This window comes from Paenibacillus sp. FSL F4-0097 (genome assembly GCF_038593125.1).
Taxonomy (GTDB): domain Bacteria; phylum Bacillota; class Bacilli; order Paenibacillales; family Paenibacillaceae; genus Paenibacillus_AQ; species Paenibacillus_AQ odorifer.
This window is the reverse complement of sequence record NZ_CP151965.1, coordinates 3,674,187-3,686,102: the sequence shown is the minus strand read 5'-3', so window position 1 is coordinate 3,686,102 and position 11,916 is coordinate 3,674,187. Positions and strand designations below refer to the sequence as shown.

The 11,916-nt window shown below is 45.3% G+C and carries 10 protein-coding genes; 7 read left to right on the top strand and 3 right to left on the bottom strand.

The window, feature by feature from the left end; translation table 11 throughout:
- Nucleotides 1-6: 6 nt before the first annotated feature.
- From MHH86_RS16450 to MHH86_RS16430, 5 genes are all read left to right on the top strand, one after another.
- Nucleotides 7-1,326: an ATP-binding protein gene (locus MHH86_RS16450; protein ID WP_036676916.1), complete on the top strand. Its 1,320-nt coding sequence runs from the start codon at nt 7-9 to the stop codon at nt 1,324-1,326.
- Nucleotides 1,323-3,521, top strand: coding sequence for a DEAD/DEAH box helicase (locus tag MHH86_RS16445; RefSeq protein WP_076126645.1), 2,199 nt, complete (start codon nt 1,323-1,325; stop codon nt 3,519-3,521). Before MHH86_RS16450 ends, MHH86_RS16445 begins: the two co-directional genes overlap by 4 nt.
- 172 nt (nt 3,522-3,693) lie before the next feature.
- Nucleotides 3,694-5,364 carry a spore germination protein gene (locus MHH86_RS16440; protein WP_036677387.1) on the top strand — a complete coding sequence of 557 codons (1,671 nt, stop codon included), beginning with the start codon at nt 3,694-3,696 and terminating at the stop codon, nt 5,362-5,364.
- Nucleotides 5,365-5,401: 37 nt separating this feature from the next.
- Nucleotides 5,402-6,505 carry a GerAB/ArcD/ProY family transporter gene (locus MHH86_RS16435; RefSeq protein ID WP_036676920.1) on the top strand — a complete coding sequence of 368 codons (1,104 nt, stop codon included), beginning with the start codon at nt 5,402-5,404 and terminating at the stop codon, nt 6,503-6,505.
- A complete protein-coding gene (locus tag MHH86_RS16430) occupies nt 6,498-7,688 on the top strand; it encodes a Ger(x)C family spore germination protein (RefSeq protein ID WP_036676923.1) in 1,191 nt (396 codons plus the stop codon). The genes MHH86_RS16435 and MHH86_RS16430 overlap by 8 nt, the downstream gene beginning before the upstream one ends.
- 76 nt (nt 7,689-7,764) lie before the next feature.
- Here MHH86_RS16430 and MHH86_RS16425 read toward each other — a convergent pair whose 3' ends face one another.
- Both MHH86_RS16425 and MHH86_RS16420 read right to left on the bottom strand, forming a co-directional pair.
- On the bottom strand, nt 7,765-8,073 hold the full coding sequence (locus MHH86_RS16425) for a DUF4190 domain-containing protein (protein WP_036676925.1): 309 nt from the start codon (nt 8,071-8,073) through the stop codon (nt 7,765-7,767).
- 24 nt (nt 8,074-8,097) lie between these two features.
- Nucleotides 8,098-8,784 (bottom strand): GNAT family N-acetyltransferase, encoded by a 687-nt coding sequence (locus tag MHH86_RS16420; RefSeq protein ID WP_170914196.1) that lies wholly within the window; start codon nt 8,782-8,784, stop codon nt 8,098-8,100.
- 281 nt (nt 8,785-9,065) lie between these two features.
- On the opposite strand from MHH86_RS16420, the gene MHH86_RS16415 reads away from it, so the two are divergent.
- Complete coding sequence (locus tag MHH86_RS16415; RefSeq protein ID WP_076099100.1) at nt 9,066-10,286, top strand: MFS transporter; 1,221 nt, start codon at nt 9,066-9,068, stop codon at nt 10,284-10,286.
- A 39-nt stretch (nt 10,287-10,325) separates the two neighbouring features.
- Nucleotides 10,326-10,856: a GrpB family protein gene (locus MHH86_RS16410; protein WP_235219390.1), complete on the top strand. Its 531-nt coding sequence runs from the start codon at nt 10,326-10,328 to the stop codon at nt 10,854-10,856.
- A 10-nt stretch (nt 10,857-10,866) separates the two neighbouring features.
- Here MHH86_RS16410 and MHH86_RS16405 read toward each other — a convergent pair whose 3' ends face one another.
- Nucleotides 10,867-11,730, bottom strand: coding sequence for an AraC family transcriptional regulator (locus MHH86_RS16405; protein ID WP_076099101.1), 864 nt, complete (start codon nt 11,728-11,730; stop codon nt 10,867-10,869).
- Between the last annotated feature and the right edge of the window lie 186 nt (nt 11,731-11,916).

Below are 11,916 nucleotides of genomic sequence, written 5' to 3'. Positions count from 1 at the left end.
CTTTGGATGAGTGAATTAAAAATACCTAAACGAATGACAACTGCGCTAGTCAATTCGTTGACGGCTGGTGTTGTTCCGCGTATCGGACTAGAGCATATAGCCGTTGGCCGCCGGCCGGAGATTGAAGCCATATTAAGAGATATGGAGAACATTGCAGAGGGTGGGGCAGCTTTTAAGCTGATTACAGGCAAATTCGGCAGCGGCAAAAGCTTTCTGCTTCAGATGATCCGTAATTACGCGATGGATCGTGATTTTGTAGTAGCAGATGCTGACCTCTCCCCTGAGCGCAGATTAGTGGGAACCAAAGGACAAGGCCTAGCGACTTACCGGGAGTTAATGAGCCATTTATCGACCCGCACACGTCCAGATGGTGGAGCGTTGGAGATCATCCTGCAGAAATGGATTATTACGCTACAGCAGTCCGTGATGCAGGAGAAGGAATATGGACCTGATCACCCTCAGCTTGGTGAAGAAGTAGAGAAGCGAATTTACGCTGTAGCCTCTGAAATGCGTGGTTTGGTGCATGGTTTTGATTTTGCCAAAGTACTCGCCTCTTATTGGAATGCACACAAGCTGGCTGATGATGACCAGAAACAGGATTCGCTTCGCTGGTTGCGTGGAGAATTTGCAACTCGGACAGAAGCCCGCAAAGCGCTTGGAGTTGGCGTGATTATTGATGATGATAATTGGTATGACTATATGAAGCTTTGGGCGGAATTTACCGCGGCTATTGGCTATAAAGGTCTGCTGCTGTTTATTGATGAAGGTGTCAATCTCTATAAAATTACGAACAGTATTTCCCGCCAGAGCAACTATGAAAAGCTGCTTACCATGTTCAATGATACGATGCAGGGGAAGGCAGAGAACCTTGGGATTTTTATAGGGGGAACACCGCAATTTGTGGAAGATGGACGGCGCGGATTATTTAGTTATGAGGCACTGCGATCGAGATTGGTTGCAGGCCGGTACGGGGCGGCGGGTCTGAACAATTATACTGGACCTATCATTGCACTGGACATGTTATCACACGAGGAAATTCTGGTACTGCTGCAAAAGCTTAAAGGGATTCACGCCCTACATTATGGTTATGAAGCGCGTTTATCACAGGAACAATTGGTTCATTTTATGGAGGAAGCGGTTGGAAGATTAGGGGCTGAGGAACTCTTGACTCCACGGGAGGTAGTTCGTGATTTCATGGATCTGCTGCATACGCTCCACCAGCATCCGGAGATTACTTTTGAACAGCTAGTGGGCGAAAAAACAGCTAAGCCAGCTGAGACCGAGCAAAATGAACTGGATGGGTTCTTAGCGGAGTTTGAATTATGAGTGATAATCCGTTCTATAGGCTGGCACCCTTCATTAAAGAGTTTATTTATAAGAACCGCTGGGAGACTTTGCGTGAGGCACAGGTGGATGCCTGCCGTGTGCTTTTTGATACCCCGCATCATCTGCTGATTGCCTCAGGTACCGCTTCAGGTAAGACAGAGGCAGCTTTTTTCCCTGCGCTTACTGAGCTGTATGAACGTCCTTCCGGTTCGGTTGGCATTTTGTATATCGCCCCTTTGAAAGCTTTGATCAACGATCAATTTACACGTTTGAATGATTTGCTTCGCGAAGGCAACATTCCGGTGTGGCACTGGCATGGAGATGTACCACAAGCTGATAAAACAAAACTGGTGCAGAATCCTTCAGGCGTGCTGCAAATCACCCCTGAATCGCTTGAAGGATTGTTGATGAACCGCCCGAATGCTATTCCAGCGTTGTTCCATGATCTACGTTTTATTGTCATTGACGAGGTGCATGCCTTTATGGGAGCTGACCGGGGGATCCAGGTGTTAAGCCAGCTGGCGAGAATTTCACGAATGGCGGGATGCCATCCTCGCAGAATCGGTCTATCTGCTACGCTGAGCGACTACGCTTCTGTCACGGAGTGGCTAGCGGCAGGCACACGGGAGAGCGTTGAAGTGTCCGCTCCACAAGGCGGGCGTAAGCTCAGGTTAAGTGTGGAGCATTTCTCTTTCCCGGATGCACGGGATGAGGTGCAGGCGGAGCATTTAGAACGTGCGAAGCAGTCTTATTACGATTTTATTTATGATCATACGCATCTGAAGAAGGCGTTGATCTTCACCAACAGCCGCTCAGATGCGGAGACGGCGACCCTAGAGATGCGGAGAACGGCCGCGAAGCGTGGTGAACGGGATGTGTTTCACGTTCACCACGGCAGCATCTCCGCGATGCTGCGTGAAGAGACGGAAGCCGCGCTGCGGCAAGGCACCGGACCGGCTGTTGCCGCAGCGACGTTGACGCTGGAGCTGGGCATTGATCTGGGCGAGCTGGAGCGAGTGCTACAGGTCGGCGCTCCCTATAGCTGTGCTAGCTTTGTGCAGCGGTTAGGCCGCTCGGGCAGGCGTGGAGACGCTGCATCCGAGATGATCTTTGTCACGCCCGAGGAAGAGGACGAGGAAGCTCAGCTTCCGGCGCGGATGCCGTGGACACTGCTTCGAGCGATAGCGGTTATTGAGCTATATGTGCGCGAGAAATGGGTTGAACCCCTGGTCGTGCGTCAGCTGCCAGTTGGACTGCTATACCATCAGACGATGAGCATTTTGAAAAGTATGGGTGAGGCCGAACCGGATGATTTAAAAGAAGCGGTTCTGAGTTTGCCTTCGTTTAAAACCATAGATCCTACTGATTATGATATTTTCATGACCTATATGTTAGGCATGGGACAAATTGAGAAGATGGACGAAGGCAGCTTGATCATCGGGATGGCGGGAGAGAAGATCGTGAATAACTTCCGCTTCTACGCGGTCTTCAAAGATGATGAAGAGCATGTGGTCTATAACGGAACTGAGGAAATCGGATCGATCACAACGGTTCCACCACCAGGCTACTGTTTTACTCTAGCAGGTAAGCTTTGGAAGGTAGAAGAGGTGGATAATCGCCATAAAGCCGTTTATGTGAAAACCTCACGCGGCAAAGTAGATACGTTGTGGCTTGGTGCGGGTGGGGATGTACATACACGCATCATGAACAAGATCCGTGAAATCTTAGGAGCCACTTCATTGTATCCGTATTTAGCTCCGAGTGCGGCTGCGCGGCTCGAACGAGCTCGTCGTTTAGCGAAGGAAAGCGGAATGCTTGTGCGATCCGTTATGCCGGCGGGTGGAGATTCTATGTTCATTCTGCCCTGGGCGGGCAGTCGACAATTCCGCACGCTGGAGCGCCTTCTGAAGAACAATCTGAAGAGCCCTCTGGGACTGCGTTCTATCGTTCCGATGGAACCTTATTATATGGTTGTTGCGGGTAAAACTGATGCAGAAACGCTGGAAGCAGAGATCATTGCCGAAAGTATGGCTGCCACAGATCCATTATCATTGTTATCACCAGATGAAGCGCCCTACCTCGGAAAATACGATGAGTTCATCCCGCATGAGCTGCTGCGCAAAGCTTTTTCCTTGGATGGATTAGATGTCCCGGGTCTGATTGAAGTTTTAAAGCAGTGGCAGCAACCTAATTAACCTTGAGCAGTAAACACCGAAAATACTCTAAATTGCAGACGCCCGCATAAGCGGGCGTTTTGTTATGTCCGGATCCATGGTGATATATGAACTTTCCTTAAGTTTCAAATGTTGCATAAGAATAGGGTGGAAGGAGAATAGTACTAACAGATTCCTATAGAGGATGATTGCGATGTGGCCTAAAATAGTCTCTTATATTCCGGACTGGACAATTTTTATGCAGGCGGCGATTACGCTGCTCTTTCCCGTAGGGATTTTTTATCTTTACAGGCATTTGTATTTTTATGTTGGAAGCGGACGCTCTAAGGAAACAGAGGCCAAATCACAGGATGCGGAACTGAAGAAGAATGACAATCGGGAAGTAAATCCGCAGCCTCCTGTGTCTACTGCTTTTACTCAGGACTATGATGCCGATCTGACAGCGATAAAAACGGCATTGGGGGAGAACAGTGATGTACATTTTCGTGAATTCTCAGTTAAAGGTATTCAGGCACGTGCCGCATTAGTCTATGTAGAGGGGATGCAGCACGAAGAACTGATCAATCAGCAGGTGCTGCAGAATTTGATGTTTGCCGGCGAAACGCAAGCTTCAGAAGGAATATACAACTACTTGAAACAGAATATGCTCCCGCTAGCTCAGCTCAGTGAAGCCAAGGATTTAGACCAGCTGCAGGAGTTTGTCCTATTCGGATACACTGCGCTGATTGTCGAAGGCATGTGTGAGATGTTGCTGGTGGGTTCTCCGCATGGAGCAGTGCGCTCGATTACTGAGCCGACCTCAGAGGCTTTGCTGCGGGGGCCTCGGATTGGCTTTACCGAGGTGCTCAGTGAGAATACCTCTATGCTGCGGCGCCAAGGGCTTAATAAGAATCTGGAAATGAAAATGGTTGAAGTAGGCAGCGAAATCAAGAAGAACCTGGTTATCGCTTATATGAAAAACATTGTAAATCCTGATCTGCTCCAGGAAGTGAAGGAACGTATCTCCAAAATTGATATGGACTTTATTCTGGAATCCGGCTATGTGGAACAGTTGATCGAGGATGATTATTTAAGCCCGTTTCAGCAGACACAGAATACGGAAAGACCCGATCGGGTAATTGCTTCCTTGTTAGAGGGAAGAGTCGCTATTTTGCTGGATGGCACACCGTTTGCACTCGTTGTTCCAGTGACGTTCAGTATGCTTTTGCAGTCTCCTGAGGATTATTATGAGCGCTGGATTCCGGGTACACTTTTGCGGATACTCCGGTTTTGCGCATCATTTCTGGCTCTGTTGGCTCCGGCGCTGTATATTTCCTTTATCTCCTTTCATCCGGGACTGATTCCTACACAACTGGCGATCTCCATTATCGAAACACGCCAAGGTGTACCCTTTCCTGCATTAATTGAAGTGTTGATTCTGGAAATTTCCATTGAAATCTTGCGTGAAGCTGGAATCCGGCTGCCGAAGCCCATAGGTCCGGCAATGGGGATTGTCGGAGGTCTGATCATTGGAGATGCCGCGGTACAGGCTGGTATTGTGAGTCCGTTTCTGGTAATTGTTGTAGCCGTGACAGCGATCTCTTCGTTTTCCATACCGATGTACAGTGCGGGGATTACTCTCCGGATCTTACGATTCGCAGGCATGTTATTTGCGGCGGTCCTGGGCATGTTCGGAACCATCCTTTTCTTCCTGCTTATTTGCAGTCATCTGACTCGGCTTTCAAGCTTTGGAGTTCCTTACGTCACTCCTATTTCCCCTTTCCGGTTAAGTGACTGGAAGGATTTGTTCGTCCGTGCACCGTTATCAATCATGAAGCGAAGACCGGAGATGCTGAAGACCCAGAAGAAAAAGCGCAGGTCCTAGAGAATGTATTCTTAGCAGGAGCAGAGGGGAGACCACAGTGTTCAAACGAACTGATGACAAGATCACAACCTCGCAGGCTTCCATAATCTTGACCAATTCAATGCTAGGTGCGGGAATTTTGACTTTGCCCAGAAATGTTGTTAAGGCTGTACAGACTCCCGATGCCTGGATTTCAGTAGTGCTGGGAGGTATCACCGTATCTTTGGTGATATTGGTTATGGTGAAGCTTAGCCAGCAATTTCCAGGGAAGACTGTCTTTCAGTATTCTAAAAGAATTGTTGGGAATATTCCAGGCAGTGTAATGAGTACAATATTGATTCTGTACTTTATTGTGATAGCGGGTTTCGAAATCCGCGTTTTGGCGGAAGTAACATTGTTTTTTCTTCTGGAAGGGACACCGATCTGGGCGATTGTGATGCCGTTCATCTGGGTGGGCACTTATTTGGTGTATGGTGGGATTAATTCCATGGCCCGCGTGTTTCAGATTGTATTTCCGATCAGTATTTTTATCCTGATAATTTGTTATATCTTAAGTACCAGAATATTTGATATCCAGCATTTGCGTCCTTTTCTGAGTGAAGGTATGATCCCGGTGATCCGAGGCATGAAGTCGAGCATCCTGATCTTTACCGGTTGTGAGGTTGTGATGACAATGACGGCCTTTATGGAGCATCCACAGCAAGCAGTCAAGGGAATGTTGGTTGGTTTAAGCATACCATTTGTATTATATTTGGTTACTGTTGTAATGGTTATCGGCGGCTTATCTATTAATTCTGTAATCTCCAGCACCTGGCCGACGATAGATTTGGTGCGGAGCTTTGAAATTTCAGGGTTCTTTTTTGAACGATTTGAATTTCCGTTGCTGGTTATCTGGCTGATGCAGATGTTCTGCAATTTTTGCAGCTTTTTCTTTAATGCGTCACTCGGAATCTCCCAGGTGTTTCACCTAAAGATCCATCCGGTTATGTTCGCTTTAATGCCCATCATCTTCATCTGCACGATGATCCCTCAACGCATCAATGATGTCTTCAGTCTTGGTGATGCGATTGGCTATATGGGTGTGCTGATCTTTATATTGCTGCCACTGTTATTGTCGATTGTATTAATCATTAGGAAGAAAGGACTCAAGCAGAATGTTTAGACAGCAGGTTATTCGCTTACTATTGGTATTTATGATTCTGCTTACGCAGTCCGGCTGCTGGAGCAGTAAGGAAATTGAAGACTTGAGTGTTTATACGGGATTGGCGCTTGACAAGGGGGAACCTCAAACAGTCGAAAAGAAATTTGAGGAACTCGGAGGAAGTTACCTTAAGCATAATAAATTGACGGCTACGGTACAAATTGTGCCTGAAAATGTAATTGGAAACTCCGGCAAAGAAGGTGAAACACCCAAAACTCATTTCCATAATATTTCAGAGTCTGGAGATTCCCTGCTTGAAGTATTCCGCCAGATTTCGATCCGCAAGAACCGTCCGATTATAGGCCATCACCTCAAGGTTGTTGTCATATCCGAGAAATTGATACAAGAGGAGAAAATCCGACGGCTAATGGACTTTCTGTTGCGTGATAACGATATTCGCCCTAGCTGCCTCATCTTTCTTAGCCAAGGACGTGCGTCTGATACGCTAAACACGACAGCAGAGGAGGTTCCTTCTTTTCGTCTGGAGGACATGGTCCATAACCACTTCAGGACTAGTAAAGTTATGAAGGGCATAACATTGTCGAATCTAGATGCATTGATGTATTCGAAGCAAAGCTTTGTTTTGCAGAACGTTATTGAGGCAAATGGTGAGGTGGAGTTTTCCGGTGCCGGTATTATCAAGGGAGACACAGGATATTGGATCGGCAATCTGAACCAACAGGATGTGGAGAGTATTGCCTGGATCAAAGGCGATGTTAAAGGCGGGAGCATCAAAACATATGATCAGTCAAACGAAGCAATTACTTATGAGATTAAATCAGTCAAGAGCAAGATTACACTGAAGGAGACTGCTGATGAGAAGTTTTCCTTTCATGTTGCGATTGAGTCTGATGGACGTCTTATTGAGCATTGGGATGATAATGAGCATTCCGCGGAAGTTGCCTATTTCAAAGAATTGGAGAAGATATTCGAGGAGAGATTGACCGAAAAAATTAATGCTCTTATTCACAAAATGCATTCCACCTATAAAGTAGATGTGGCAGGGTTCGGAAATTGGTTCAGCATAGAAAAACCGCAGGTTTGGAAAAAGGTCAAGGATCATTGGGACGAGGAATTTATTCGGATGCCATTAACCTTTGATGTAAAGCTTAAAATCACCGATTTTGGTTCCACGACTGAATGAAGGGTTCACTTGATAAACGTGTTAACTCAAAAAGGATCTCAGCAGCCGATGATGGCTATTGAGATCCTTTTCGTGGTTAGTAAGTAGAAGCTGCAAAAACAAACACAACGACGAATAATATAATAATTGCGTACATCAGCGTGCCCACAATTCCACATACCAGACCTGCAATCGCTAAGCCTTTGCCTTGTTCATAACGATTACGGATTTCCTTCAGCGATAAGGCGGATAGAATAATCGCAATAATTCCTAACAGAAAACCAATATAAGGCACAACAATGGAGAGGATTCCCAAGACAAAACCAGCGATTGATTTGCCATTCGTTGGTGCCGGAGGGGGTGGAGGCTGATAATAGTTCAAATTGTCGTTTGGTGGATAGCTCATTAAAATCACCTCCAATAGAAATTGTTATTGAATGTAGTTAATCCAGTGCTCTAGCTGCACACAAGGGACAAGTCCAATAGATTCAGCTAGACGAATGGACGCTTGATTTCTTTCAAGGACGTGATAGCGTGGAATAAAGCCTCGTTCTAACGTTTCTTGTATGGCTGTGCGAACTACCATTTTCGCGTATCCGTATCTTTGAAATGCTTCTAAAGTATGTACAGCGCCGATTTCCCAAATCTGCTCTTCATTGCGGAACGCTAGGCAGGTACTAACCGGATTGTCGCCCTGAAAGATTGAAACGGAAAACGCTCCTTTTTGGAAATATTCCTCAATTTCTTCCTTATTGTAATGGTTAGCAGCCCAAAGTGGAAGTAGTCTGTCGTCAAATGAATGATTGATTGTTACCTCTTTGTCCTTAACATACCTTAACCCCTCAGTTGTGCTGTAAGAGAAAAACCCCCGAACTTTTTCTAAAGAAAAATGCGCAGACAGTGCCTCTTGGTACTTCACATCCTGCAGTTTAAAAACAAGCTTCGCCTCTGTGGGGAGCAGCGTTAGTAATGCTGGAAATATATCGGGGCAGCTGTAATCCAAAAATACGATGTAATCCGCTTGAGGATATACCCTATGATCATATGCGTATGCTGTGGCTGGAAGAAGTAAAACAACACCCCACTGCTCACCTTGCTCTACTAGATGTGTTTTCATGACTTCGTGGAAGGAGGTTAACATTTTTAACAAGCTAACATTCTTTAAGGGGTTCTTTTGTAGTTTGTTTATGATTTGTTCGTTCTGGTGCACACCCATCCACTCCTAGCTCAGATTTATATATTTTACTATAAATTGTACTTATGCAGATATTTATATTTTTGCTTTTACTAATCATTAATCTATTGAAAAAAGAAGGTTGACAGTGACTGATATAATATATTAGGGAAAATAAAGCTCGCTGTTTGAAGCAGCATACGTGAACGGAGGCACATAATTTCATGACACAATCTATCACAGGCGCTGCTGTTCGTGTAGGAGAAGGTCTATCTAAGCAATTCATCCTAATTCTAGCCATTGCATCAGGACTAAGCGTGGCAAATATGTATTATAATCAGCCGCTCCTAGCTGAGATAGGACGCACCTTTAATGCTTCCTCTAACTCAGTGGGATATGTATCGATGCTTACTCAAATCGGCTACGCGCTGGGAATGTTATTTTTTGTTCCACTAGGTGACATTCGTGAACGCAGAACACTGATATCCGGACTTCTTATTGCTGTATCACTGTCCCTAATTGGTTTCGCTACCGCACAAAACCTCACTTGGATGTATATCGCGAGCTTTGCTATCGGCATAACTACGGTGGTGCCGCAGGTCATCATTCCTCTCTCGGCTGAGTTAGCTTTACCGGAGGAACGGGGGAAGGTTATAGGTACAGTAATGAGTGGATTGTTTTTTGGTATTCTGCTAGCAAGAACAATATCCGGAATTATAGGGGATATGTTCGGCTGGAGGGCGATGTACTGGATTGCCGCAGTAGTCATGTTATTGCTATCCCTTATTCTTTATCGGCTAATCCCGGCAACGAAACCAGACAATAATTCTTCGTACTCCGATCTGCTGAAATCAATGGGGCAACTGATTCTCAGATATTCGACGCTTCGTGAGTCATCTTTAATTGGGGCTTGCATGTTTGGCGGCTTCAGTGTGTTCTGGACTTCTCTAGCTTTCTTTCTGGAAGGAGAACCTTATCACTACAGTAGCTCAATCACAGGATTGTTTGGTCTTATTGGTGTAGCAGGTGCTGCTGGTGCTCCATTTATCGGGAGGTTAGCAGACAGAATTGCTCCCAAAAAGATTGTAGGAATCCTACTGTTAATTACATTGATTGCTTACGGATTTTTTGGTTTAGCCGGATTTACAATCTGGAGTTTGATTGCAGGAGTTATTATTCTGGATCTTGGGGTACAGGGATCACAGGTCAGTAACCAAACACGGATATATGCACTTGAACCAGCGGCTCGAAGTCGTATAAATACTGTTTTTATGGTCAGCACTTTTACAGGTGGAGCGATTGGATCCACGCTGGGAAGTTTTGCATGGCAGCATTGGGGCTGGAGTGGCGTCTGCTTAATGGGGGGAACGCTTGTTGTAGCCGCTCTATGTATATGGATAGTCTATAGAGTGATCGAGAAAGAGGATATACCGGAGATTAGCTAGAAACGTATTATATTACCTTTTATTATACCCGGGAGGTGTTTGATCATCGCTGAGAAGACGAAAGTTATAGAGGTTGTCCCGTATAACCCAGAGTGGAAGGCAGAATTCAATAGATTAAAAGAACAGCTCTTATCTTATGTCGGAGATCTTATTATTTCTATCGAGCATGTGGGCAGTACTTCCATTGAAGGGCTGGCTGCTAAACCTATCATCGACCTAGATCTTGTGATGGAAAGCTACGATGTACTCCCACAAATCATCGAACGTTTACAACAGCGTGGTTATGAACACCAAGGGAACTTGGGAATAGAGGGCAGAGAAGCTTTTCAAAGACTTCAGGATGACGGGTTTATGAAATATCATCTGTATGTTTGCCCTAAGGATGGAAAAGGCTACTTGGAGCATATCGCTTTCAGAGACTATCTGCGATCGAATACAGCAGCGCGTCAAGCGTATGCAGAGGTCAAACAGCGCCTGGCAGAACAACATCGTTATGACATTGATGCTTATTGTGAAGGAAAGACAACGTTTGTTACCTCTATTTTATCTAAAGCCATGAAAGAAACGTAAGAAAGATCAATCATTTGCCCGTTCGAAGATGATTTCGAAATTCACTTGGAGACATGCCGCTCCACTTACGAAACTGCTTGGAGAAGTATAACGCGTCATTGAAACCGACCGAGGAAGAGATCTGGTCGATGGTCAGCGTTCCTCCTAGCAGTTTTTTTGCGTTATCCATACGAACCTTTAATAAATATTGTTTGGGAGACATGCCGATCTTTTGTTTAAAGACTTTAGAGAGATGCGCTCTATGATAGCCTAGAGACGATGCCATATGGTCGATACTGATCTGTTGATGAAACTGCAGAGAAATCCAACGGATCGCTTGATCGATCTGGCGGTCGATAACATCCGGTAATTCTATCGATTGAGAGGAAAGCGAACTTATGTTCGCAACACCGAATTTGTGCACTAGCAGCCGCAGCCAACCCGAAGCTTCTAAGCTCTCCAGTCGAGGATAAGCAGATTGCTGAAAGGATAAACGAATATGTTCATATATTTTATGTATCTCTATTAGGTTATCTAAGTGGATTATTGGCTTGTCCCTTGTAATTCCCACTTCGTGTAGTAGCTGTTCAACCGCTTCCCCTTGTAAGGCCACCCATACATATGTCCACGGACGATCCATGTCTGCCTGATAGCTAAATAACGCACCCGGAAAAATTACAAAGGTATCCCCCTTACTACATCCCTGTGAATTACTGCCACTTTGAAAAACACCTTTACCATCAATTACTGTATGAATGAGATAGTAATCATGAACAGAGGGGCCCATTTTATGGCCAGGAACAGGCTTGCCTTCTCCGCTGAATAATACAGATAGGTCATGATCATCGGGAGCCAGATTAAACCCTGCTGTAAAATGATAATGCTCTGAAGCCATTCACTTAGGACCTCCCCAAGATTGCTTTTATAATACATTTAGAGTATAGGATTGAATATACAAATGCAACAAACGTCCATATTTCTCTTGTATTTCTCCATACTCATTGGGACCGCTCTCATTTATAGTGATTAGTGAAGAGAGCAGACGGTTATGATCTAACATCCTAGTGTTTATAAGGGAATT